This is a genomic window from Candidatus Nitrotoga arctica, assembly GCF_918378365.1.
GTDB classification, from domain to species: Bacteria; Pseudomonadota; Gammaproteobacteria; order Burkholderiales; family Gallionellaceae; genus Nitrotoga; species Nitrotoga arctica.
Genome location: NZ_OU912926.1, coordinates 1,441,347 through 1,468,312 on the forward strand (window position 1 = coordinate 1,441,347; position 26,966 = coordinate 1,468,312).

The window sequence follows — 26,966 nt, forward strand, 5'->3', positions numbered from 1 at the left end:
AATCACTTTCAATCTTCCCGTGTTGGACATTGCACCGTGCTGAAAATTCCAACTGTATAAGTTCAAGAAACGACGCTGCAAATTCTGTTATCTACCCCGTATCGGCGGCCAATCCGAAAGCAATGGCAAGCGGGGTTGCAATAGCATATGTTGCCCATGGCGGCATGATTAAATTTGAACTGTAAAAAATTGTGTAGGTGCTCCCAGGGGTGAAACAATTTGTTACAAATTTTTCCTTAAAATGAATATTTTTCTTACAGTTCAAGCATATTCTCTATTTTCTCAATGTTATATAATAAAAATATTAACTAGGTGATTCATACAATAAGCAGATATTAATCTATATCAAAAGCTTTCAACAAAGGTTGGCAGCCAGAGGGATTGAAATATACACATGGCATGCTGGCCTGAATATTCGTCGAAACAAGTATCCTGTTAACCCAAGCACATACGTCATTTAAATTGGCACGTTGAAAGTCTTGCTGTTGAATTTATAGTAAAGATAACCAAAAATTGCATCAAATTAACGGTAGGAAACTGAATGAAGAATAAAGCCATTTGGATTACGGTCGGGGTTTTAGTGATCGTCGGAGTACTTGCGACCTTTTTATTATATGGGAAGCAGGAAAAGCAAACGCTAACGGAAACGCCGCCAATGGGACGTGGTGGCAGGGATGGTGCAAACCGACCCGTGCCGGTGACAGTTGCAATCGCCCGGACAGGTGACATCGATGTGATGATTAACGCATTGGGCACTGTTACCGCACGCAACACTGTAACGGTTAAGCCACGCGTCGACGGCCAGCTTGTTCGAGTTGCTTTCCGTGAAGGTCAAGTCGTGAAGATTGGAGATTTACTTGCAGAAATTGACCCGCGCTCTTTCCAGTCGCAACTTGATCAAGCGAACGGACAGTTAATGCGGGATCAGGCGTTACTTGCCAATGCGCGGCTTGATCAGGCTCGTTATCGCGGCTTGTTGGCGAAGGACTCTATCGCGAAGCAACAGGTCGACGCGCAGGAAGCGCTGGTAAGACAATATGAGGGAGGGGTGAAAACGGATAGAGCTCTGGTGGATAACGCTAAATTACAGCTTGCTTTTACTCGCGTTACGGCACCGATTGCCGGCCGTCTTGGGCTGCGTTTGGTTGACACCGGTAACATGGTTCGCGTTACGGATACGGGTGGTTTGGTGGTTATTACTCAGACCCAGCCGATTACTGTTATTTTCTCAATTCCTTCGGACAATCTTGCTGTAGTGATAAGCAAACTTCAGGATAATCAACAGCTGACAGTCGAAGCTTGGGATCGTGATGATAAAAATAAGTTGGCGATCGGTACGTTGCTGACAATTGACAATCAGATTGATGCAACAACGGGAACTGTCAAGCTTAAGGCCGAATTCACCAATTCTGACAATGCTCTTTTCCCGAATCAATTTGTCAATGTTCACTTGCGCATCGAAACTCGTCATGGAGTTACTGTAATTCCGACTTCAGCATCCCAGCGTGGCACACAGGGAACTTTTTTCTATGTGGTAGATGAGAGCAAAACAGTGAGCATGCGACCTGTCGTGCTCGGACCAATTTCGGGCAATATTGTGGCGGTCGAGAAGGGTTTGGTTCCTGGCGAGAAAGTAGTAATCGACGGTGCGGACAAGCTGCGTCCGGGCGCAAAAGTGGAGATAAATTTCCCTGGTGAGAAGGGTGGAGAAAGCAAAGGCCCTCCTCGAGGTGATAGGTCTCGAGGTAATAGGCCTCAAGGTGAGAGGCCTCAAGGTGAGAGGCCTCAAGGTGAGAGGCGCCAAAATGGGCGCAATCCCCCGGCTGAGAGCAAAGGCGGGGTATGAACCCTTCACGTCTGTTTATTATCCGGCCAGTTGCAACATCACTGCTAATGGTCGCCATCCTGTTGTCAGGAATGCTGGCCTACCGGTTATTGCCAGTTTCAGCTTTGCCGGAGGTTGATTACCCGACTATTCAGGTGACTACTTTTTATCCCGGTGCCAGCCCGGACGTCACAACATCCTCAATTACCGCTCCATTGGAGCGTCAATTCGGTCAAATGCCCGGTCTGAACCAGATGTCTTCCAGCAGTTCAGGCGGTGCCTCAGTCATTACCCTGCAGTTCGGACTCGATCTCAGTCTTGATGTTGCCGAACAAGGAGTGCAGGCAGCGATTAACGCGGCTACTTCTTTCCTGCCTACTGATTTACCGATGCCGCCGATTTACAGCAAGGTCAATCCCGCTGATGCGCCTATCGTTACGCTGGCGATTACGTCCGCAACGCTGCCGCTGCCGAAAGTGCAAGACTTGGTAGATACGCGCCTGGCGCAGAAACTTTCGCAGCTTCCTGGCGTTGGCCTGGTTAGTATTGGTGGCGGTCAACGGCCTGCGGTTCGTATTCAGGCCAATCCAAAATCACTTGCTGCAAATGGTCTAAACCTCGACGATATTCGCATTGCTATCGGAAATGCCAATGTAAACATTGCGAAAGGAAGTTTTGATGGCGCGGCACGGGCTTCAACCCTGGACGCCAACGATCAACTCAAATCAGCCGAAGAATACCGAAATCTTATTATCGCTTGGCGCAATGGTGCCCCGATTCGTTTAAGTGATATTGCCGACACCATTGATGGAGCCGAGAACACACATCTTGCTGCTTGGGCTGACCAAACTCGGGCTGTGATCCTAAATGTTCGGCGTCAACCTGGGGCCAATGTCATCGAAACGGTGGATCGCATCCAGAAGCTGTTGCCGCAACTGCAAGCTACATTACCTGGATCTATCAATGTCAAGGTTCTCACCGACCGAACTACTACGATTCGTGCCTCGGTGGAAGATGTCCGTTTCGAGTTGATGCTTTCTGTCGTACTGGTGGTGATGGTCATCTTTCTGTTTTTACGTAACGTGTACGCCACCATCATCCCCGGCATTGCCGTGCCACTGTCGCTTATCGGCACTTTTGGGGTGATGTATCTGGCGGGTTTCAGCATCAATAACTTAACGCTGATGGCGTTAACTATTGCTACCGGATTCGTGGTGGATGACGCAATTGTAATGATCGAGAATATCACGCGTTATATTGAGGCTGGTGATTCGCCCTTGCAAGCGGCGCTCAAGGGCGCTGAGCAAATAAGTTTTACCATTATTTCGTTGACCTTTTCGCTAATCGCTGTGCTGATTCCGCTGCTGTTCATGGGAGATGTAGTCGGCCGGCTGTTCCGCGAATTCGCTATCACATTGGCGGTGGCGATTCTGATTTCTGCCGTTGTATCGCTTACCCTCACGCCGATGATGTGTGCCAAATTGTTGCGACATATACCTGCTGCCGAGCAAGGTTGGTTTTACCGCAAGAGTGGCGTTTTTTTCGATAGGGTGATTGCGCGTTATGGGGTCATGCTCAACTGGGTGCTTGACCGTCAGTTAGCTACGTTGCTGGTAGCGGGAGCCACATTGGTTCTTACCGTACTGCTCTATATGTTCGTGCCTAAAGGTTTTTTCCCGGTGCAGGACACTGGAGTGATTCAAGGTATGACCCAAGCCCCTCAGTCTGTTTCTTTCGCGGCGATGGCCGAACGACAACAGGCACTCGCTCAGGTTGTGCTGAAAGATCCTGCGGTGGAGAGCTTGTCGTCATTTATCGGCGTTGATGGCACTAATGCCACGTTAAACAGTGGTCGCATGCTGATTAACCTCAAACCAAAGAGCGCTCGCAACACTGACGCCACTGGTGTGATTCGTCGCCTGCAACACAGTCTGGCACAGGTGCAGGGAATAGAGATGTACATGCAACCGGTGCAGGATCTAACTATTGAGACGCGGGTAAGTAGTACTCAATACCAGTTCAGTGTCGAAGATGCCAATCCGGCCGAGCTAGCCGAATGGGCGCCCAAATTGTTGGAGCGTCTGCGTAAATTGCCGGAACTGATTGATGTGAACAGTGATGTTCAGGACCAAGGCTTACAGGCTTATGTCGAGATCGACCGCGATACCGCTGGCCGACTTGGTATTACGCCTGCGGCAATAGATAACACGCTATACAATGCCTTTGGCCAACGACTTATCTCAACCATATTCACCCAATCCAGCTTGTATCGCGTAGTGCTGGAAGTTAAGCCTGAATTTCAGCGAGGGCCGGAGGCTCTGAATGGAATTTACATCGTATCGCTTAATGGTAGTCAGGTGCCGTTATCGTCGATTGCTCGTATTTCAGAACGTGCGACACCTCTGTCTATCAACCATATTGATCAGTTTCCCGCCGCCACTATTTCTTTTAACTTGGCGCCTGGCGCTTCGTTGGGTAACGCAGTGAAGGCTATCCGTGCTGCGGAACAAGAAATTGGACTACCTGTCAGCGTTCAAACCAGTTTTCAGGGAGCTGCTCTGGCGTTCCAAGCTTCTCTGAGCAACATGTTGCTACTGATTCTTGCGGCAATTATTACAATGTATATTGTTCTGGGGATACTCTATGAGAGTTATATTCACCCAGTCACCATTCTATCCACCCTTCCTTCCGCTGGCGTGGGGGCATTATTAGCACTGTTGCTGTCGCGCACCGACCTTGGAGTAATCGGTATCATCGGTATCATTTTACTAATTGGTATCGTTAAGAAAAATGCCATTATGATGATCGACTTCGCACTGGATGCAGAGCGTAACCATGGTAAAACACCACGTGAGGCAATCTATGAAGCTTGCCTGTTACGTTTTCGGCCGATTCTGATGACGACCATGTGTGCCTTGCTTGCCGCGCTTCCATTGATGCTCGGCACCGGCGTTGGGTCCGAATTGCGCCATCCTCTGGGTATCACGATGGTGGGAGGGTTGCTGGTAAGTCAGGTGCTGACTCTATTTACAACGCCGGTTATTTACCTTGCCTTTGATCAGTGGGCGCAGCGCTTCAAATCATCCCCCCAGCTGCCAACCGTATCTGAGGTGTAACTTAATCTTGCTGCCATGAGTTTATCTGAAACCTTCATAAACCGCCCGGTTGCCACGACGCTATTGGCATTGGGTATCGTATTGTCGGGGGTAATTGCATTTACATTGCTTCCTGTAGCAGCCTTACCACAAGTTGATTTTCCAACAATCTCGGTGCAGGCAACACTGCCGGGGGCCAGTCCAGAAACGATGGCTGCCACGGTGGCGACACCGCTTGAACGATCGCTTGGCCTCATTGCCGGTGTTACCGAGATCAGCTCGTCTAGTTCGCTTGGTTCAACCCGAATCACTTTGCAATTCGATCTTGATCGCAATATCGATGGTGCTGCGCGTGATGTTCAGGCGGCAATGAACGCGACGCGGAATCTACTACCCACTGGTCTTCCCAGCAACCCACTCTACCGTAAAGTTAATCCGGCCGATGCGCCGATTATGATTCTTTCTCTTACCTCAGAATCGATGAGTCGAGGGCAAATGTACGATGCGGCATCGACTATCCTCGCGCAAAAAATATCCCAACTGAAAGGAATCGGTCTGGTGACCGTAGGGGGCAGTTCACTACCTGCAGTGCGTGTGTCACTCAACCCGAATGTCCTGAACAAGTATGGCATAGGCGTAGAGGATGTACGTGCTGCGATCGTCGCTACCAACGCTAACAGGCCTAAAGGCTCGCTTGAGAACGAAGATCGGCGCTGGCAGATACTGGCTAACGATCAGGCCAAAACTGCTGCCGAATATCTTCCGACAATCGTAGCTTATCGTAACGGCGCCCCCGTTCGTCTTGCCGACATTGCTCAGGTAGAGGATTCAGTACAGGACATCCGAAATGCCGGACTGGTCAATGGTAAACCTGCCGTGATGCTGCTCCTGAATCGCCAGCCGGGCGCCAATATCATTGAAACGGTAGATCAGGTAAAGCAATTATTGCCCCTATTGCGTGCTTCTATACCAGCAGCAATGACCCTGTCTGTGGCGTCGGACCGCACGCCGACCATTCGCGCATCGTTGCAGGCAGTCGAACACACCCTTTTGATTTCGATCGCCCTGGTGATATTGGTTGTATTTCTGTTTCTGCGCGACGTCCGGGCTGCGCTCATCCCAAGCGTTGCGGTCTCGGTATCGCTGATCGGTACCTTTGGTGTGATGTATCTGGCCGGTTTCAGTCTGAACAATATTTCGCTTATGGCCCTGACCGTCGGTACCGGATTTGTGGTGGATGATGCTGTGGTGATGCTGGAAAATATTTCTCGCCACATCGAGAACGGTCTTTCGCCATTTAAAGCTGCTGTTCAAGGGGCACGCGAGGTGAGCTTCACGGTATTATCAATGAGTCTGTCTTTGATCGCTGTATTCATACCGATTTTGTTAATGGGCGGTGTCGTCGGGCGACTGTTTCGAGAATTTGCTATTACGTTATCGGCAGCCATTCTAGTATCCTTGGTTGTCTCGTTGACTGTTACACCCATGATGTGTGCACGGCTATTGCGTCCACGATCAGAGTCATCGCAAGGACGTTTTTATCGGGTAAATGAACGTATCTTCAATGCGCTATTGAACGGTTATCGAGTATCGCTCGATTGGGCACTCGTTCACGGTCGCTTCATGCTATTCGTACTTTTGGCAACAGTTTGCCTTAATATTTATCTTTACACGGTCATACCCAAGGGCTTTTTCCCGCAGCAGGATACCGGCCGTCTGACGGGAGCCATTCAGGCAGACCAAAGCATTTCTTTCCAGGCCATGCGAGACAAACTTGCTACTTTCGTCAATATTGTCGGGCAAGATCCTGCGGTGGATAGTGTCGTAGGTTTTACTGGGGGAGGGCAAGTCAATACTGGGCGAATGTTCGTTGGACTAAAGCCTTTGGCTGAACGTCAGATATCCGCTGACAAGGTTATCGCCCGGTTGCGCAGCAAGCTTGGCCATGAACCCGGTGCCAACCTGTTTCTGCAATCGGTCCAGGACATTAGCGTCGGTGGTCGTGCCGGTAACGCGCAATACCAATACACACTCCAGGCAGATGGGATTGATGAATTGCGTACCTGGGAACCCATCATCCGCCAAGCATTGCGCTCGCTACCACAGCTTGCGGATGTCAACACCGACCAACAAAACAAAGGGGGGCAGACTTCGCTGATCATCGACCGCGATGCTGCTGCCCGGCTAGGATTGACGCAGAGGCTTATCGATACAACATTGAACGATTTATTCGGTCAGCGCCAAGTATCAACGATATATAACCCATTGAACCAGTATCGAGTGGTTATGGAAGCTGCTCCGCAATATTTACAGAGCCCGGAAGCACTGAAAGACGTGTTCTTCATTGCCCCCGGAGGCCTGCAAGTGCCACTGGCTGCATTTGCCCGCTGGGAAGAAACGGCGACGCCACTGGCGATTAATCACCAAGGTCAGTTTGCAGCCTCAACAATCTCATTTAACCTCCCGGTTGGCGTGTCGCTTTCAGATGCTACGCGAGCAATTGAGGATGCAATGGCGAAGATCGGCGTGCCTACTTCTGTACATGGCAGCTTTCAGGGAACAGCTAAAGCCTTTCAGATGTCGCTCGCCACACAGCCTTTGCTTATCCTTGCCGCGTTGGTTGCAGTATACCTCGTGCTCGGCATGCTTTATGAGAGCTACATTCATCCTATAACCATTCTTTCGACGCTACCGTCGGCGGGAGTAGGAGCGATTCTAGCGCTGCTCGCGTTCAAGATGGATTTTAGTATTATCGCGTTGATTGGCGTCATCCTTCTAATCGGCATTGTCAAAAAGAATGCGATCTTGATGATCGACTTTGCGCTTGAAGCCGAACGGCAACGTGGCTTGAGTCCACGTGATGCGATCTATGAAGCCTGTTTATTACGTTTCCGTCCAATCATGATGACCAGTATGGCTGCCTTGTTTGGCGCACTGCCGCTCGCCTTGGGCTCGGGCATGGGTGCTGAATTGCGCCAACCACTGGGAATATCTATTGTGGGTGGGTTGATTTTAAGTCAACTGTTAACGTTGTATACGACCCCGGTGGTCTATCTATACCTCGATCGATTTGGGCTATGGTGTCAAAAAATTTGGAAGCAACGGCCCCAAGTTAAATCCCTGAAAACTGCGCAACAAACAGAATTATGACTAATTTAAAGGGATTGATAACAACTTCAGGAGTTATATTGATAAAAACTAACAATATCATTTGTGTGCTGGTATTTTTAAGCCTGACCGGATGTGCCGTGGGACCCGACTACAAAAAACCTGATGTCATACCTCCAACCACTTTCAAGGAAGAGGCAAATCATTGGAAATTGGCAGAACCGCGGGATCACACTCCGCGCGGTAAATGGTGGGAAGTATATGGTGACATCCAGCTGAATGCGCTTGTACAACAAGTAGCAATCTCCAACCAAAATATACATAGCGCCGAAGCGCAATACCGGCAGGCACTCGCTCTTCTGGGTGCTGCGCGTGCACGTTACTTCCCTACAGTGACCGGAAACTTTGCTCATACTCGGGGACAAGGCACAAGCTCAACCAATTCTGGGGTAACAATTCCAGGTAATCCCACCGCAGCGATTACCGATACGAACCGGTTATTAATGAGTGCCAGCTGGGAGGTCGATTTGTGGGGACGAATAGGGCGCACTGTTGAATTAAATCAAGCTTCAGCTGAAGCCAGTGCTGCCGACCTGCAATCAGCATTGCTAAGTGTTCAATCTACGTTGGTACAGACTTACTTTCAATTGCGTATCAATGATGCACAACGTAAATTACTGGAACAAACAACCATAGCCTATAAGCGGTCGCTTCAAATTACTCAAAATCGCTATGAAGCTGGCATTGCAGGACGTTCTGATGTTGTTCAAGCAGATACACAATTAAAATCTACTCAAGCTCAGGCGATAGATCTGGGTGTGCAGAGGGCACAGTTTGAGCATGCGATCGCCGTGCTGATCGGTAAAGCCCCGTCCAATTTTTTTCTAAAACCTAGTTCAATCTTGCCAAATTTGCCAGAATTTCCTGCGGGCCTTCCGTCAGAATTGCTGGAGCGGCGCCCCGATATTGCCGCAGCGGAACGTCGCATTCAGGCTGCGAATGCCCAGATTGGCGTTACTCAAGCTGCATTTTTTCCATCTCTCATACTTGGCGCCTCAACTGGTTATCAAAGTTCACTGCTTTCCAATTTAATATCCTTGCCAAGGCGAGTATGGTCTTTGGGGCCGACCATTGCGGCCACAGTGTTTGACGGAGGGTTGAGGTCATCACAAAAAGAGCAGGCAATTGCTTTATTTGACAAAAGCGTTGCTGACTATCGCCAGATCGTTCTGGCTGGATTTCAGGAAGTTGAGGACAATCTTTCTACGTTGCGCATCCTGAGTGAAGAAGCCAAGGTACAACTTGAAGCGAGACAGTCGGCGCAGGAATCCGTTACGCTCTTTAATAACCAGTACATAGCTGGAACAGTAAGCTACCTGAATGTCGTCACAGCACAGGCAACAGCGCTTGATGCGGACATACGCAGCCTCAATATCATTGGCCGAAGCTTGGTCGCCAATGCAGCCTTGCTCAAAGCACTTGGTGGGGACTGGCGGGAACGTTCAATTTAGTTGTCGCCTGAGTGCCATGCGTTCATGTTGCCATTTTGAGCGCAAAATATTCTTCCTCTTTCTCAAATTTAAGGGCAGAAATATTTGTCAGTAAATTTTACAAAACGGGTAATGTAGTGAATCGCATAATTTATAATACATTGAATTTAGAATAGTTATAAATAATGGCATGATAAATGCTTATATAGATTGCGAACAATAAAATTGGGGATAAAAATGAAATCTAAACAAATCTTAATAGCAGTTAGTTTAATGAGTGCTGTGATGGGGAGTCACTCGGTGCTAGCGGACATAATTACTGTCGCTTATGAAGGTTCAGCAAATTTTGGCAGCGGGGGCGTTGGCTATTATTTTAACGGTACAGTCGCTCCCAACCCTAACTCCAATACGGTTCCTGTTGGCGTTGGAATTGGCGGTGACAGCTTCACATCGTTAGATCATTCATATGATTTTTCCACCTCCGGTCAATTCAATACGTGGTGCGTTGACATTTACCATTGGTTGAACGGTAGCAATGTTCAATATACGGTTGGTACCGCAGCTGAACTTACCAATGCATTAAGTATTTTGCGTCCAGATGCCGCGACGAGAGTGAATCAACTAGGGCAATTGGCCAATCAAGTTTATGGCACTTTCGACAATAAAGATGGGTCAGCGGCCTTTCAATTGGCCGTATGGGCAATTACTTACGGGACAGCTGACGTATCAGGACACTACCACATCAGCACGATAGACACAGGCTTCATGGTGGATAGCGGCACAGCGGGTTCGTCCTACGGAATCCTGGCCAACCAGTGGCTACAGAACCTGGGTGCAGGAGGTCCAGGGAATTACAAACTTACATATTTGAATGACGGTGATGTTAACAAAACGCAAGATATGGTTGTTTTTACAGCTGTTCCTCCTAAACTGGTCACTGTTCCCGAACCTACTACCCTCGCTCTTCTCGGTCTTGGCCTAGCTGGACTTGGATTCAGTAGACGTAAGTTCGTAAGTTAATCAGTATTTAGGGTTTGATTGTTTTCTTGCCTTGTTATTGATATTACGTCCACAGCATGATGCCAAAGAGTTCGCTGTTGCATCATGACTGTGGCGTTTGTCGGCAACCGAATTAAAATCGGTGGTACTCGGCCAGTTGCGTGCGGTTTTGCGTATGCTGGTTTTGTTGGGTGACATAATTGCTTAGACAATCGAATTCGACTCGAACATGTACCTACATGTCTTTTGCCACACCCGTTAGTTCTATTCACATAATCTAAGTTGGACGGTTCTACGGACAATTGTGAGTCTATTGATCCGGCACCGTTTATCCAAGAAGTCGTTCGCATTGAGCTTGTCGAAATGTGAATGGCTTCTTATGCTTCGACAAGCTCAGCACGAACGGCAGTCAAGTTCAAGTCGTGCCGGATCAATAATAGGCTACAGTTTATTGTGGAAATACTTCTGGTTAGAAGCCCAACTGCGACGAACATCTAAATAGCTACTGCGAACGATTGTGGGAAATGCTCGAGTTATTGCGTTTTCATCATCCGCGCTTTCATGGCATTGTCGAAAATACATTTGTAGCGTGGGTGCTGGGCAAAAAAACAAAAAATTCAAGGTCGAAATGGACAGTTCGGACATTTTGATTCTTCAGTTTTTTGGTTAAAACAACACTCCAGTGACTGTGCCAGGCAGCTTGTAGATCGACGGCAAGCAATAAACGGTATACCTTGGACTAGCGCCAAGTTACGAAAATGGTGCATCACATTATGCCCCAGGAAATCTGTAAATAATATCAACAGTTCTGTATTCCTAGGCAGTCCATGCGGTTTGCGCTGGTGTGCCACATGTCGTCCGGTAATATGACGGGTAATGTTTATATTCCAATCAGACAGCAGTTCAGGAATATTTCCCAATCGATCCGCACCAATTACTATTGCGTTCATGTATTCACCCCTTGTACGAATTGCTTAATATTTAACAGATACAAATAATAACTATTATCATTTAAATTGTCAATGCAATTGATAATAATTATCAATTGATACTGGTGGCTCAGTAGTCCATTACACGGTATTGATGGACTACTGATTTATAGATCTCTGATTAACAGATTGAACTATGGTGGTTAAAAGTCTTTTTTCTTGGAAAATATAGACGTAAAAACACTTAAAAATGAATTACTCCATAACAGTTCTTTGATTACTTAAGCATGGAAGACGCGCGTAAATAATTCAAACTTTGAAGTTGATCGATTCCGCTGAAGGTAAGGTTATTTGATTCTGAAAGGTGGCACGGCTGGAATAAATCTGATACCAAATGGAAATGCGTGCCGCTGCCAACGATTCTTAGCGATGAAATGCGCCCGTTCTTCATCGCGGCCAGCACTTGACCATCGCGCTCGCCAGCGACAATTGCGCGCAAAATCTTTTGCCCCGTTTCAACGACCACCTCCGAGATGACGTTGGTGAGCTGGATGTTCATCTGCGTGAGCGTCTTTTGCATGCGCTGCACATACGTGCCCTGGCTTCTCAAAAGCATCCCGCGCTGGCGCCACAGAGAGCGCAATACGCACACGGCTTCGGTGGGACGAAATGCGCCGCGAAGCAAACCGTAGCTCATAAGTTGCTGCAACCATTGACAGTCCAGCAGGTCAGACTTGCGGCCCGAGACATTTTTGACGTGGCGCGCATTAACCTGAAATACTTTGAAACCGCGCGATTCCAGAAGCTCGAACAAAGGGATCCAGTACACGCCCGTGGATTCCATCGCGACCGTGTCCACACCGCAAGCGTCGAGCCAGATCTGCATTAAGGCTTGCAGTCCTGCTTCTTCCATGTCGATCTCTATCATGATCTATTCAGAATTTCAGCTGCTCAGAATCATGTCCCGTTTAAAATTCGATTCGCCTCCAAACTCAATACACCTTGAATAAAGGCTGAATCTTGCATGTCATTAAATATGAGAATAGAATCACGAACTATTATCACTTGTAATGTTAGATGAATTAATAGTTATGAGTAAATTAGGTATTGCTCCACTGATTGGTATTGATAAGTGCAAAAATACTTGATCGAAATAAGCATTCATAGTGATGCCGTGTTTTGCATGAGGACGAAGTGCTCATCCAGCATTCAGAATAAACGTACCGTTTAGATGCACCAGTTTTAAGTATGTGACATCGAATTACCCGCCGCTAAGTAGTGCATTACGTACCAGATATTTTTTGATTTGATATTAATTTTGATTTGGAGAAACAACAATGTATACCCGAAACCTTAAATGCATTACTACCGTGGCGCGAAAACATGATGGCATCCAAACTCGATGCAGCCATCGCCAAACTAAGCTCGTCATCGCAATGAATAGCGCATTAATCTGCTTTGGAGTAGCCACTTTTGGTTTATCGGGTGCTGCAGTTGCGCAGTCCAATATTGTTGCCAGCACAGCTTTGCAGACATACAACATTTCCGCGGGGTCGTTGCAAACTGCACTGATTCTTTTTGTAAAACAGGCAGACGTTAAAGTCTTCACTGATCCTGCATTGCTCAGTGGAAAAACGACACAAGGACTCCAGGGAAATTACACTGTTCAGGATGGATTGAAGCATTTGCTTGATGATAGTGGCCTGCAAGCAGTGCCTCAGGGTAAGGGGTATATGGTGAAAAAATCACAAATATCTAAATCAAACCCTGAGCCAACCGACAGTGAAACTACGCTGCCAGTAATATCGGTCTCTGCAAAAAGTAGCCCCAGTAACACAAGTACTGGTTACACAATAACTAGTACCACCACAGCTACCAAGACAAACACGCCGCTGCTTGATACACCGCAATCTATATCTGTTGTGACGCAGGCTATGATCAAAGATCAGGCTATACAAAGCATGGCGGATACAGTGCGCTATGTCCCGGGCATGGGGATTTCGCAAGGGGAAGGGAATCGGGATGCCTTGGTTTTCCGGGGTAACCGCTCCACAGGAGACTTTTTTGTTTCTGGCATACGAGATGATGTTCAGTATTTTCGCGATATCTACAACATAGAAAGAGTTGAAGTACTCAAGGGCCCCAATGGAATGATCTTTGGCCGGGGCGGCTCCGGGGGCGTAATCAACCGGGTGATTAAAGAAGCGGACTGGAACCAGATACGTGAACTCACGGTACAAGCGGGTTCGTTTGATACTAAGCGCGTGGCACTGGATGTTGGTCAGGGCGTGAATGACGTTGCCGCAGTTCGTCTTAATACCATGTATGAAAATTCGGGCAGTTTTCGTAATGGCGTGGATTTGAAACGATACGGAATCAATCCTACTGTTACGATCATGCCTAGTGATAACACCAAAGTAGTGCTCAATGCAGAATATTTCAAGGATGACCGCACAGCCGATCGAGGTATCCCTTCCTTTAATGGACGCCCTTTAAAAACCAATGCGTCAACATTTTTTGGTGATTCCGATCGAAGCAATGCGAACACAGAACTTAAGGCAGCCAATGCGCTTATCGAGCATAAGTTTAATGATGAAGTAATGATCCGCAACCGCACACGTTTTGCTATTCAAGACAAATTTTATCAGAACGTATACCCAAACGCTGTAAATGCTGCTGGAACCACGGTAGCGATTAATGCTTACAGCGAAGCAACTCAGCGAGATAATTTCTTCAACCAGACAGACCTTTTGTTTTCCCTGAACACAGGGAAGGTGAAACATGATCTGGTAGTTGGCCTCGAAGTAGGTCGTCAGGAAACAGACAGTCTACGTCGGACCGGGTTTTTCAATAACACAGCCACATCGGTTACCGCACCTCTTACTAACCCGATTACGACTGTTCCAATCACATTCAGGACACAGGCCTCAGATGGTGATAATCATAGTGTCACAAAACAAACAGCGCTTTATCTGCAAGACCAGATTAAACTATTGCCTCAATTACAAGCAATTCTCGGAGTGCGCTACGATAGGATCGAAGTGGATTTCCGCAAAAATAACGCCGCTCCTGCTCTTGACATAAATACCAAGGATAATTTTTTCTCACCAAGAGTCGGCTTGGTTTACAAGCCAATCGAGACAGTCTCAATTTATACAAGCTATAGTTTGTCATATGTGCCCAGAGCCGGCGAACAACTTACTTCACTAACGGTGACCAACAAAGCGCTCGAACCGGAAAAATTTAAAAATGTGGAAGTGGGAGCGAAGTGGGATATCCGTCCTGGCCTCGCTTTGACTACTGCCCTGTTTCAGCTGGATCGTACCAATGTGATTATTCCAGATCCGAACAATGCAGCCATCTCTCATTTAGGCGGTGGCCAGCGTAATAAGGGCTTCGAGTTAGGTCTGGCCGGCCGAGTTACATCGGATTGGAGCGTCATGGGGGGATATACTTACCAAGATGGGGTAATTACCAACACGCTTTCCTCTACCGCCAAAGAAGGGGCCGTCTTGGCGGAACTTCCAAAGAACACATTCTCATTGTGGAACCGGTATGACATCAACCCGAGATGGGGTGTTGGACTTGGTGTTATAAATCGTGGTGCTATGTACACTTCGACTGACAATACAGTTCGTTTGCCGGGCTTCACTCGAGTAGATGCGGCTATATATGCCAAGATTGATAAAAACCTGCGGGCTCAGTTGAATATAGAAAACCTGCTTGATAGAAATTATTACGCTTCCGCCCACAATAATAACAATATTTCTCCAGGGTCTCCTCTTGCTGCAAGAGTTTCATTAATTGCTAATTTCTAGATTTTTAGGATAGCAAAAAGGTACATCAGCCCCCGTCGCACAGGCGGGGCATCATAAAAATTTACAATCCCGTCAAGCTGAAGTAGAATACAAATTGTTCTTGTTTGTATTCTTTATGGGCGACCATTAATGGGTTTGAAATTGGTCTAGGCTAAGCTTGATGGGACTCGCTTAATCTTCGACGAATTCAAGGCGAACGGCCCGAAGATTTAACAACCGACTCTACAGATTGATCCATGTAACTACGGTAGCTCAACTTAAAATCATTACAACTTTGCAAGTTTATTGTGACCACGACACGAATAAAAGAACAATTTTAATGTTTCTATACAAACGATAATCAGGATTCAATTAATCGTAATTTCACTTAATCTGGAAGCCAGCCACGTGTTTTCTCACCAGCCAGCCACCTTTTTTTATTTAAAGAACAGGGGAACTCATGAGATTCAAAAAAACACGTCCTGTGTTACTGGTAGCGCTGGCATTACAACAACTCTACAGCCCAGCCTTCGCACAAACCTCCACAAACGATGGCAAAAACGATAAATCAATCGATGCCACCCAATTGCCGGAAATTAAAGTGAACAGTCAAAAGGTGACTGACGATTTTGCAGCAAGTTCTTTCGCGGGTTTTAGAACGCCGACACCCTTGCGTGATATTCCGCAGACAATCACGGTCATCAATCGTGCCCTGATGGACTCTCAGGCGATCGCTTCGTTATCGGAGGCTTTACGCAATGTACCCGGCATTACCGTAGGCGGCGCCGAAGGCGGGCAGATCGGTAACAACATCAACCTGCGCGGCTTCACGGCACGTACCGACATGTATCTCAATGGGATGCGTGACAGTGGTCAGTATTATCGCGACACCTACTATCTTGAGTCGGTCGAAGTATTAAAAGGTCCATCGTCCATGCTGTTTGGGCGCGGTTCTACCGGAGGCGTGATCAACCAGGTCAGTAAACGGCCACAATTAGGCGATGCAAATCAAGTTACCGGCACCGTCGACACCAATGGGGGGGTGCGTTCAACGGGGGACTTTAACCGTCAATTGTCGGATACTTCCGCGTTCCGCATTGTCATGATGGGTCAAAAAGCGCAAACGACACGTGATGTCATTGTCAATAGAGACTTTGGAATTGCACCGTCCCTGCGCTTTGGAATTGGCACGCAGACTGAAATCACACTGTCAGCGATTCTCTCTCACAACAACGACATAGTGGATTACGGCATTCCCTCCGTCAATGGCCGCCCGGTCAAGGTTAATCGCGATACTTTTTACGGCTTGACAGACGATAAGACCGTACAAAATACAGCTATTTTAAGTGGCCTCGTCGAACACAAGTTGAATTCAAACATGACACTGCGTAATCAGTTGCAATATAGCCACTACAGAACTGACGCACAGACATCATATGGTAACGCCATCGGCACCATGGCCGGTAACGTATTTACCCCGCTAACCACCGCAGGCATTGGAAATATTACTGCGCAGCCGTTGAGTTCATTGTTTAACAGGTTCGCCAGTCATGATCGCCTGCTTAAAAATGAAATAGTCAATAATCAGACCGATCTGATCGCAAAATTTGATACCGGCACCCTCAAGCATACAATGATCGCCGGCGTTGCACTCAGCCGTGAGACCTCCAACATTCAAACTACTGCCCGTAGCAACCTGCCCATCGTATCGATAGTCAATCCGGCCTACATTTCGACACCCGCCAATTCCGTGAAAACGTTCGGAAATAACGCAGATGCAGAAGCTACTCAAGTGGGCGCATATATCAACGACACGATCGAATTGAACAAGCAATGGAAAGTGGTCGGCGGTGTGCGCTGGGATCGCTTCAAGGCGGACCTGACCAACACCGTCAGTACCGCTACCCCGCCGCTTCTTAGAGCCGATCAAACGGTGAGTTTTACCAGCGTACGGGGCGGCGTGATTTACCAACCGGATAATGTGCAATCGTACTATGCATCGTATGGCACCTCATTTAACCCATCATTGGAACAACTGACGGCAACCGCTGGTACGCAAGCCTTACCACCAGAAAAAAGTCGTTCCTACGAAGTCGGTACCAAATGGGATGTACTGGGCGGCAATCTATCGTTGACGTCGGCCTTATTCGATATTGAAAAGACCAATTCGCGCTCACAAGTATCGCCCGGGATCTATATCTCTAATGGGAACGTGCGCGTCACCGGTTTTGAGTTTGGTGCAGCGGGTCGGATCACGCGCGACTGGCAACTGATGGGCGGCTACACGCATCTTGTCCCCAAGATTGCTCAAGCTTCACCGTTGGAGGGATCCAATGGAAAAGATCTGGCCAATACGCCGCGTGACATGGCCACGTTATGGACGACCTACAAAGTCACCCCACAATGGGAAACCGGTGGTGGGGCCACCTATATGTCCTCACGCTTTGCCAGCAACACCAATGTCGTTTCTGCCGCTGGCTACACTCGCTGGGATGGCACGGTTGCCTATCATTTGCCTAAGTATGATATCCGGTTGAACCTTCTTAATCTGACCAACAAGGAATATATCAGCTCACTGATTCCATCAGATGGGGGGCGCTCGGTACCTGGAAGCGGACGTACTGCACTGATAACCGTTGCCCATCGCTTTTAAACATCTCAGCGCCCACGATCCATGTTAGTACAAATTCCTGAGGTATTGAGCGTCGAACAGGTACGCTTTGTGCGAGAAAAGCTCGATACCGCTGGGGAGGCATGGGTCGATGGTCGCGCGACGGCAGGCCATCAAGGGGCGCCGGTCAAGCGTAATTTGCAGATCGCGGAAAATACACCTATTGCGTACGAGTTAGGCGATTTGATTTTGGCCGAACTCGAACGCAACCCCCTCTTTATTAGTTCTACGCTGCCAAATCGGGTTTATCCTCCGATGTTTAATCGATATGAAAGCGGCATGTATTTTGGCAGCCATGTCGATGGTGGTATGCGGTTGATACCGGGCACAGGTGAAAAAATCCGCACTGATGTCTCTGCCACCTTATTTCTTTCTGCACCCGACGAATACGACGGGGGTGAGTTACAGATTGAAGATACTTACGGTATGCACAACGCGAAATTCGCGGCAGGTGATTTGCTGATTTATCCGGCTACCAGCCTGCATCGAGTGACGCCGATAACACGCGGCGTGCGTACCGCCTGTTTTTTCTGGGTTCAAAGTTTGATTGCTGATGATGGACAGCGCACTTTACTGTTCGATCTCGATACCGCTATTCAACGGCTGAATACTGCCAATGCGGATGAAACTGCGCGTATCCATTTAACTGGTTGTTATCACAACCTGATACGCATGTGGGGTGCACCCTAAGAATTTTTCTGAATAACCCTATGACGACAATCGTTCAACTCAATACCTCTCACAATGTCCGCGCAGCGAAAGGCGCTGATAATGACTTGGTTGATTCAAAAGACCGTGATCTTCGTTCACGGCGTGCCGTTTTTTTAAAATGGTTGCGCAAGACCCATGGCTGGATCGGACTTTGGGGCGCGGCCATAGGCTTGCTCTTTGGAGTGACCGGAATCTTGCTAAACCATCGCACTGTGCTGAAAATACCGGCTGCGCAAGTTCAAGAAACGACACTGCAAATTCCGTTACCAACTCCTGCACCGACCACTTCGAAAGCAATGGCAAGCTGGTTGCAACAGGAATTGATGGTCGATCGGCCTGCCTCGCGCGAGCGTAGTGAACCGGCCAAGCCTGTGGCATGGGGTGATAAGACCCTGAAACAGCCTGCGCACTGGACGGTTACATTTAGCTCGCCGCAAGCCAACCTGCAGGCGGAATATTGGGTCGGTAACACTTTCGTCACCGTCAAGCGTAGCGACCAAAATATATTCGGTACTTTGAATAATCTGCACAAAGGTAACAATGTGGGCATACCTTGGGTTCTTCTCGCAGATACGTTGGCTGGAAGCATTATCCTGCTGTCATTAACGGGTGTTGTACTTTGGACACAGCTTAATCGCCGCCGCATGATCGGCTTCGGCATAGGCTTAACATCGCTCACGCTGTTGATTGGTTTTGCGATGCAGGAGTTGATGTAAGAAATCCCTGAGTAAGTCGGTTTTCGTAGAGATTTACGTTTCGTAGCTGAGCACTTTTTAAAACCTGTCTGTCTCATCAGTCAACTCCCTCCCCGCGTTCAAACAACCTCTCGAACACGGTCTGAATCAATATCTAATCTCCAAGCGTCACGACAAAGCTGCCTGTTTAACATTCCTGCATGCAAGTGGAAAGGGCGCGGACTTTCAGCGTTCTCATTGCTTGCACACACTCGCTGACGCTGGTTCAACATCTGTTGGCCGTCGAGCTTTGTAAATGCACCAATTACATACACATTCCGGTTGGGCTTGCACTGACATCGTGCAATCCCAGTTTAATCCATGTCTTTAATTTAATAACTTGTTGATTTTTATAATAAAAAATATGGCATTAATATTGCTTGTAACTAATTATCTAATTAATGAACTGATTTAATTTTTAAACGTGTGTGTAGCTGGATGCATTGTCCATTTGCTAACAGGACCAATCGGGAGACGGGAGTAAACATGAAAAATGCACAGGTATATTTGATAGGGGCAGGGCCAGGTAGTTTGGAGCTGTTAACTCTTGGTGCAGTGCGAGCCATTGGGCTGGCGGATGCTCTTCTGATTGATGACTTAGTGAATCCTGATGTTCTGGAGTTTGCCCGAGGCAACGCGCAGATTATTCACGTGGGCAAGCGCGGGGGATGTAACTCTACACCACAAGCATTCATCCACAAGCAGATGATTTCACTGGCGCGTGCAGGCAAGGTGGTAGCGCGCATCAAGGGCGGTGATCCGTTTATGTTCGGGCGCGGGGGTGAAGAACTACAAGCTTTGCGACAAGCTGGTATTTCGGTATCCGTGATCAGTGGCATTACTTCCGGCATGGCAGTTACGGCTTCTTTGAATATTCCACTTACGCATAGAAACTGTACGCATGGCGTAACGTTTGTCACGGGCCATACGCAAGGAGCAGAGGAACCGAATTGGCAGGCATTGGCGGAGACAGGCACTACTCTGGTTATTTATATGGGTATGTCCAATTTAGGGCACATCGTGCAGCAACTGATAGCGAATGGATTACCGGCAGATATTCCCGCTGCTGCAATTCAGAACGGTACGCTGCCTAATCAGCGGCAAGTAGTGACTACGCTGGGGCAACTTGAATCAATGGTAGTTGCCGAAAAAATGGCTAGCCCCGCGATCGTGGTTATTGGCGAAGTAGTGCGATTTGCCGAAATGACGGAACAAATCTCGCAACAATTGGCCGCATAAAAATTTGTAAATAGGAGTGATGTCATGAAAAAAATGAAGCTGGTTATGGTGGGTAATGGAATGGCGGGTGTACGGACTTTGGAAGAGTTATTGAAACTGACTCCCGATTTGTATGACATTACCGTATTTGGTGCCGAGCCTTATCCTAATTACAACCGCATTATGTTGTCCCCGGTATTGGCAGGCGAACAAGGTATCCAGGACATTATCCTGAACGACATTGACTGGTATAAGCAAAACAACATCACCTTGCATCTGAATAAAAAGGTCGTGCGCATCGCCCGAAAAAACAAGGTAGTGGTGGCTGAGGATGGCACAGAAGCCGAGTACGATAGATTGTTGCTGGCGACTGGATCCAGTTCCTTTATTTTGCCGGTTCCCGGCAAGGAACTGGCGGGAGTGATTGGCTACCGCGACATTCAGGATACCAATGCGATGATAGCCGCAGCGGAAAAATATAAGCATGCGGTGGTTATCGGCGGTGGCCTGCTCGGACTGGAAGCCGCTAATGGCTTGGCGCTTAGAGGTATGGATGTCACCGTGGTGCATCTCATGTCATGGCTGATGGAACGTCAACTGGATGACAATTCCGCCCAAATGCTGCAATCCGCTTTGGAAGCCAAGGGTTTGAAATTCCTGTTGGAGCAGCAAACGCAAGAGTTGGTCAGCGATGGTCATGGCCGCGTAAAGACGATTCGCTTCAAGGATGGTACTGAGATTCCTGCTGACCTGGTGGTGATGGCGGTTGGTATCCGCCCGAATGTTGCGCTGGCAGAAGCAGCCGGGATTTATTGTAATCGTGGCATTGTGGTGAGCGATACCATGCAAACCTATGATCCCAGTATCTACGCAGTGGGTGAGTGCGTTTCCCATCGCGGCACTGCTTACGGTTTGGTTGCTCCGCTATTCGACATGGCTAAAGTCTGTGCCAATCATCTGGCGCGTATGGGAATCGCATATTACCAAGGCTCGGTTACCTCCACCAAGCTCAAAGTTACCGGAGTAGATTTGTTTTCAGCCGGGAATTTTACTGGCAGCAATGAAACGAATGAGATCGTCATGCACGATGTCACTGGCGGGCGGTACAAGAAACTGGTACTGAACAACGATACGCTGATCGGCGCAGTGATGTACGGCGATACCAAGGATAGCTCGTGGTATTTCCAGATGATACGTGATGGTAAAAATGTCGCCGAAATCCGTGATCAATTAATATTTGGCCAATCCCATCTAGGCAATGCTGGCTCTCAAGGGCAAAACCTTGCGGCGACCATGACAAACGCGATGGAAGTCTGCGGCTGCAATGGAGTATGCAAAGGGACTATCGTCAAGGCAATCAAGGAACAAGGGCTATTCACGTTGGAGGATGTACGCAAGCACACTAAGGCGTCTGCTTCCTGTGGTTCATGCACCGGTCTGGTCGAACAAATTCTCGCCTCCACCGTCGGAGGTGCTTATGCACCACCAGCTACGACCGTGAAGCCTTTATGTGACTGCACTTCTCACAGTCATGAAGAGGTGCGCAAAGCAATCCGCGAGGAAAAGTTGATTTCAATCTCGCAAGTCATGGCGTTCCTTAATTGGAACACTACAAATGGGTGTGTCAAGTGTAGGCCGGCATTGAACTATTACCTGCTATGCGCTTGGCCGCATGAAGCAAAAGATGATCCACAATCACGGTTCATCAATGAGCGCGCCAACGCCAACATACAAAAGGACGGCACATTCTCGGTAGTGCCGCGCATGTATGGCGGCATAACCACCCCACAGCAATTACGCCGCATTGCTGATGTAGCAGAAAAATACAACATCCCGACGGTTAAGGTGACAGGCGGGCAACGTATAGATTTACTCGGCGTAAAAAAAACAGACTTGCCGAAGGTGTGGGCAGATCTGGACATGCCATCAGGCTATGCCTATGGAAAAGCCTTGCGCACGGTCAAAACCTGTGTGGGCAGCGAGTGGTGCCGTTTCGGTGTGCAAGACTCGACGCAGATGGGTATCGACATCGAACGCGCATTTGACCATATGTGGATGCCGCACAAATTCAAGGTTGCCGTGTCCGGCTGCCCGCGTAACTGTGCTGAATCAGGCATTAAAGATGTGGGCATAATCGGCGTGGAATCAGGTTGGGAAATCTATGTGGCTGGTAACGGCGGTATCAAGACCGTGGTCGCGCAATTCCTGGTGAAGGTAAAGACTCATGATGACGTGATGGAGTACACCGGTGCATTCGCCCAGCTTTATCGCGAAGAAGCACATTACCTGGACCGCACAGTACATTACGTCGAACGGGTTGGTCTGGACCATATCAAGAAACACGTAGTAGAGAATGCAGGCAATCGTAAAGCTCTATATGCAAGATTGCTATTTGCGCTACAGGGTGCAACAAACCCATGGTCTAAAGAAAACATCAATGCGCGTGAATTCGAATCGCTGGCAATTTAACAAGGGGCAAATCATGAACACTTGGCATGAAGTCACAACCTTAGAAGAAATACCGCCTCTGGGCGCGCGCGTAGTTACGACAAAACAGGGGGACATCGCACTGTTTCGCACTGCTGAAGGAGAGGTATTTGCGTTGCTCGATCGGTGTCCGCATAAGGGCGGCCATCTATCACAAGGCATTGTATTCGGGAAGAAAGTTGCCTGTCCGCTGCATAGCTGGAATATCTGCCTGGATGATGGCAAAGCAGTAGCGCCAGACGTAGGGTGCACGCGCTCCTATCCGGTCAAAGTAGAAAATGATGTGGTGTATTTATCGCTTGCATAAGTTTATAGAATTACCCGAAGGTTAATTTCATAACGTTAAAGGTGATGAAAATGGATTACGTGCAACCTATCAAGTTAATAAAGCAGCTTGTTATTGTTGGCGAAAAAAAAGCATCTCTCAGTGTTCGGGATATGCTACTTCGTGGTTTTCTTTCTGGAGTGCTGCTGGGTTTTGCGACTGCACTTGCGTTCAGGGTCTCAGATGGATTTACGGGAGGCGCGGCTGCACTGGTGATGGGGGTCATTTTCCCCGTCGGCTTCGTAATGATCGTACTACTTGGATTGGAATTGGTCACTGGCAGCTTTGCGCTGTTACCGATGAGTGTCGCTGATGGAAAAATAAGTGGCAGGGAAATGTTGCGAAATTGGTGCTGGGTTTTTCTAGGGAATTTACTGGGCAGTCTGTTTTTTGGTGGGTTGCTGGCCTTGGCACTGACTGGAACTTCGCCTGCTCCGAGTGGCCGATTGGCAGAAAAAATTATTGCGGTTGCTCAGGCTAAAACGCTTGCCTATCAGCATGCAGGTTCAATCGGCTGGCTCGCTGCCTTGATCAATGGCATCCTCTGTAATTGGATGGTGACTTTAGGCGTAGTGTTGGGTTTGATCTCTACTTCAACTATTGGAAAAATCATTGCTCCCTGGCTGCCAATCATGACATTTTTTGCACTAGGGTTTGAGCACTGTGTCGTCAATATGTTCGTAATCCCTACCGCAATATTATTGGGTGCCGACATCAGCGTTTATCAATGGTGGTTCTGGAATCAAATTCCGGTCACGCTGGGAAACTTAATTGGAGGTTCGATTTTTACCGGCATGCTCTTGTACACCACTTATGGCAGAATGAATAAACATGTTCGATTGTAGGGCAATGTGAGGTCAATTTGACGGTTGTCGAAATGGTAGCCGTCACAAAAGAATAAAAGCGGGTTTTGCTTTACAGTAAATTCACAATACAAGGATGTTTACTACAAACTTGGCAGTATTTTTAAAAGCTAATCCCATAAAACTATTGCGTATATTTGCCGTCTAATTTGCATTTAGGTGTTGGATAGATTTATTAATAAACCATGGAGCAATTATTTCAAAAGTGAAAATGCTTATGGCCAATACCTTTTTACCTACCTTGGAACACCTCGCCACTGCAGTTATTCTGCTGGATGGGGAGTCGCATATCGCATACCTCAACCCGGCTGCGGAAAACCTGTTTGCCTTAAGCAGCAAAAGTCTGATTGGCCATCCAGTGCAGCATGTATTCACCCACACCGAGCAACTCGTTGCTGCAATGCAGCATGCACTAACCAATAACGCCAGCTATATTGAACATGATCTTATGTTGGGCATACCTCCACATGGCAAGCTGCATTTGCGCTGCACCGCGACGCCACTACAATTAAACAATCATTTGCTACTTGAATTTCATACCATTGATCGTCCGCTAAAGTTAGCACGCGAAGAACAGATGCTAGACCAGACTCAAGCTAATCGCCTTCTGTTACGTAATCTGGCACACGAAATCAAGAATCCTTTGGGTGGCATACGAGGTGCTGCACAACTACTCGAACATGAATTAGAGAAACCCAGTCTGCGTGAATACACCCAAGTCGTTATTCAGGAAACCGACCGTTTGGTTTCGCTAATGGAAAAATTGCTCACTCCGCAACATAAGCCCAATTTCAGCTCCCTCAACATTCACGAAGTTCTTGAACGCGTGCGTAGCGTAGTTCAAGCTGAATTCCCAGAAAATATGTCTATCCAGCGCGATTACGACATCAGCCTGCCAGTACTTATGGGCGACAAGGAGCAACTCATTCAGACAATCCTGAATCTCGTACGCAATGCTGCGCAGTCCATGCAGGGACAAGGTAAGATTGTGCTACGTACACGCATCTCGCGCCAGGTAACGTTGATGAAGAAACGCCATCGCTTGGCGGTAATGATTCAGGTTATCGACGATGGCCCGGGCATCCCCTTACATTTGCACGACAAGATTTTTTATCCGCTGGTCTCTGGCCGTGATAATGGACATGGCCTGGGATTGAGCCTGGCGCAAGATTTTGTCAGCCAGCATGAAGGCAGTATCGAATTTGACAGTGAACCGGGACGCACCTGCTTCACGGTAATGCTGCCACTAAAATAAAGTGCATAAATGGGAACCAATATGAAACCTGTTTGGATCATTGATGATGACCGCTCCATACGCTGGGTTCTGGAAAAAGCCCTGGCACGTTCGGACATCAAATTTACAAGCTTTGCTTCGGCCGATGAAGCATTAGTTGCGCTGCAGCACGACACACCGCAGGTCGTCATCAGTGATATCCGCATGCCCGGCAGCTCTGGGCTGGATCTTTTGCAAAAAATACGAGAAAGGATTCCGAGTTTGCCAGTCATCATCATGACTGCTTATTCTGACCTGGAAAGTGCGGTGTCGGCATTTCAAGGTGGCGCTTTTGAGTATCTGCCCAAACCGTTTGACGTCGATCAGGCTGTCGCTCTAATACGCCGTGCGTTAGAACAAAGCTTGCGTACTGACGTGCCTACAGAAGAGCAATCAGCCGCATCTGCACCTGATATTCTGGGACAAGCACCCGCAATGCAGGAAGTGTTCCGCGCTATTGGTCGGCTCGCACATTCCCATGCAACTGTGATTATCAACGGCGAATCCGGCACCGGCAAGGAGTTGGTAGCACACGCTCTGCACCGCCACAGTCCACGCGCCAACGAACCCTTCATCGCCATTAACACTGCGGCTATTCCGAAAGATTTGCTCGAATCCGAATTGTTTGGGCATGAGCGCGGGGCATTTACTGGTGCGGCCACGACCCGCCGCGGTCGTTTTGAGCAAGCCGAAGGTGGCACACTGTTTCTTGATGAAATCGGCGACATGCCGGCGGAGCTGCAAACACGTTTATTGCGTGTGCTGTCGGACAAGAATTATTATCGCGTTGGAGGGCATCAGCCGATTAAAACTAATGTACGTATTATTGCTGCCACGCACCAGAATCTGGATGAGCGGGTAAAAGAAGGTCTATTTCGTGAAGATTTATTTCACCGCCTCAACGTTATCCGTCTGCGCCTGCCGCCACTACGTGAACGGCGTGTGGATATTCCCTTGTTGGCAAAATATTTTTTGCAGAAAAAAGCAGGCGAACTTGCTGTCGAACAAAAGACTTTTAGCGAGGACACACTGAATTATCTTGCAACACAGAATTTCCCCGGCAATGTGCGGCAACTGGAAAACCTCTGCCATTGGCTCACTGTAATGACACCATCACAACAGATAGAAATTGCCGACCTGCCGCTCGAATTGCGCGAGGCACCCGCTGTCACTGATGCCTCGCCCGACGATTGGCGTTGCGAGTTGGGTCTGCAGGTCACGCTTGCATTGCAACGTGGGGATCAAAATATACTAGGCAGTTTAAACCAGCAGTTCGAACGCACACTGATTACTCAGGCACTGAAGCACACTGATGGCAGACGCATAGAAGCTGCTGCCCTCCTGGGCATGGGACGTAACACGATGACACGCAAGATTCAGGAATTTGGATTGGATCAATAAATAGCGGCGATATTATTTAATAATAACTTGCACCGGACAA

The 26,966-nt window shown here is 48.1% G+C and carries 16 protein-coding genes and 1 pseudogene; 15 read left to right on the top strand and 2 right to left on the bottom strand.

Features of this window, described 5'->3' with window-relative positions; genetic code table 11:
• Positions 1-541 precede the first annotated feature (541 nt).
• The 5 genes from MKZ32_RS06435 to MKZ32_RS06455 all read left to right on the top strand — a co-directional run bounded on the left by MKZ32_RS06435 (position 542) and on the right by MKZ32_RS06455 (position 10,538).
• Positions 542-1,846 (top strand): MdtA/MuxA family multidrug efflux RND transporter periplasmic adaptor subunit, encoded by a 1,305-nt coding sequence (locus MKZ32_RS06435; protein ID WP_239796515.1) that lies wholly within the window; start codon positions 542-544, stop codon positions 1,844-1,846.
• A complete protein-coding gene (locus tag MKZ32_RS06440) occupies positions 1,843-4,941 on the top strand; it encodes an MdtB/MuxB family multidrug efflux RND transporter permease subunit (RefSeq protein ID WP_239796516.1) in 3,099 nt (1,032 codons plus the stop codon). The genes MKZ32_RS06435 and MKZ32_RS06440 overlap by 4 nt, the downstream gene beginning before the upstream one ends.
• A gap of 15 nt (positions 4,942-4,956) precedes the next feature.
• Positions 4,957-8,070 carry a multidrug efflux RND transporter permease subunit gene (locus MKZ32_RS06445; RefSeq protein WP_239796517.1) on the top strand — a complete coding sequence of 1,038 codons (3,114 nt, stop codon included), beginning with the start codon at positions 4,957-4,959 and terminating at the stop codon, positions 8,068-8,070.
• Positions 8,071-8,108: 38 nt separating this feature from the next.
• A complete protein-coding gene (locus tag MKZ32_RS06450) occupies positions 8,109-9,539 on the top strand; it encodes an efflux transporter outer membrane subunit (protein WP_239796518.1) in 1,431 nt (476 codons plus the stop codon).
• 216 nt (positions 9,540-9,755) lie between these two features.
• Positions 9,756-10,538: a PEP-CTERM sorting domain-containing protein gene (locus MKZ32_RS06455; RefSeq protein WP_239796519.1), complete on the top strand. Its 783-nt coding sequence runs from the start codon at positions 9,756-9,758 to the stop codon at positions 10,536-10,538.
• Positions 10,539-11,134: 596 nt separating this feature from the next.
• On the opposite strand, the gene MKZ32_RS06460 is transcribed toward MKZ32_RS06455, so the two are convergent.
• Both MKZ32_RS06460 and MKZ32_RS06465 read right to left on the bottom strand, forming a co-directional pair.
• Positions 11,135-11,467, bottom strand: a complete 333-nt coding sequence (locus MKZ32_RS06460) for a DUF2325 domain-containing protein (RefSeq protein WP_239796520.1) — start codon at positions 11,465-11,467, stop codon at positions 11,135-11,137.
• A gap of 406 nt (positions 11,468-11,873) precedes the next feature.
• Positions 11,874-12,374 (bottom strand): annotated as a pseudogene (locus MKZ32_RS06465) (IS110 family transposase); the annotation flags it as partial.
• Positions 12,375-12,816: 442 nt separating this feature from the next.
• On the opposite strand from MKZ32_RS06465, the gene MKZ32_RS06470 reads away from it, so the two are divergent.
• From MKZ32_RS06470 to ntrC, 10 genes are all read left to right on the top strand, one after another.
• Positions 12,817-15,264, top strand: coding sequence for a TonB-dependent siderophore receptor (locus MKZ32_RS06470; protein ID WP_239796521.1), 2,448 nt, complete (start codon positions 12,817-12,819; stop codon positions 15,262-15,264).
• Between the two features lie 439 nt (positions 15,265-15,703).
• A complete protein-coding gene (locus MKZ32_RS06475; protein ID WP_239796522.1) occupies positions 15,704-17,896 on the top strand; it encodes a TonB-dependent receptor in 2,193 nt (730 codons plus the stop codon).
• Positions 17,897-17,917: 21 nt separating this feature from the next.
• Positions 17,918-18,604, top strand: a complete 687-nt coding sequence (locus tag MKZ32_RS06480) for a Fe2+-dependent dioxygenase (protein WP_239796523.1) — start codon at positions 17,918-17,920, stop codon at positions 18,602-18,604.
• A 20-nt stretch (positions 18,605-18,624) separates the two neighbouring features.
• Positions 18,625-19,341, top strand: coding sequence for a PepSY-associated TM helix domain-containing protein (locus tag MKZ32_RS06485; protein ID WP_239796524.1), 717 nt, complete (start codon positions 18,625-18,627; stop codon positions 19,339-19,341).
• Positions 19,342-19,845: 504 nt separating this feature from the next.
• A complete protein-coding gene (cobA, locus tag MKZ32_RS06490; RefSeq protein WP_239796525.1) occupies positions 19,846-20,598 on the top strand; it encodes a uroporphyrinogen-III C-methyltransferase in 753 nt (250 codons plus the stop codon).
• Positions 20,599-20,622: 24 nt separating this feature from the next.
• Complete coding sequence (nirB, locus tag MKZ32_RS06495) at positions 20,623-23,046, top strand: nitrite reductase large subunit NirB (protein ID WP_239796526.1); 2,424 nt, start codon at positions 20,623-20,625, stop codon at positions 23,044-23,046.
• A gap of 13 nt (positions 23,047-23,059) precedes the next feature.
• Positions 23,060-23,371 carry a nitrite reductase small subunit NirD gene (nirD, locus tag MKZ32_RS06500; protein ID WP_239796527.1) on the top strand — a complete coding sequence of 104 codons (312 nt, stop codon included), beginning with the start codon at positions 23,060-23,062 and terminating at the stop codon, positions 23,369-23,371.
• A 50-nt stretch (positions 23,372-23,421) separates the two neighbouring features.
• Entirely contained in the window at positions 23,422-24,234 is an 813-nt protein-coding gene (locus MKZ32_RS06505; RefSeq protein ID WP_239796528.1) for a formate/nitrite transporter family protein, read from the top strand.
• Positions 24,235-24,463: 229 nt separating this feature from the next.
• Entirely contained in the window at positions 24,464-25,507 is a 1,044-nt protein-coding gene (gene glnL, locus MKZ32_RS06510) for a nitrogen regulation protein NR(II) (protein WP_239798108.1), read from the top strand.
• Between the two features lie 21 nt (positions 25,508-25,528).
• The gene (ntrC, locus tag MKZ32_RS06515) at positions 25,529-26,926 is read left to right on the top strand and encodes a nitrogen regulation protein NR(I) (protein WP_239796529.1); all 1,398 of its coding nucleotides are present in this window, start codon (positions 25,529-25,531) and stop codon (positions 26,924-26,926) included.
• The last annotated feature ends 40 nt before the right edge of the window (positions 26,927-26,966 follow it).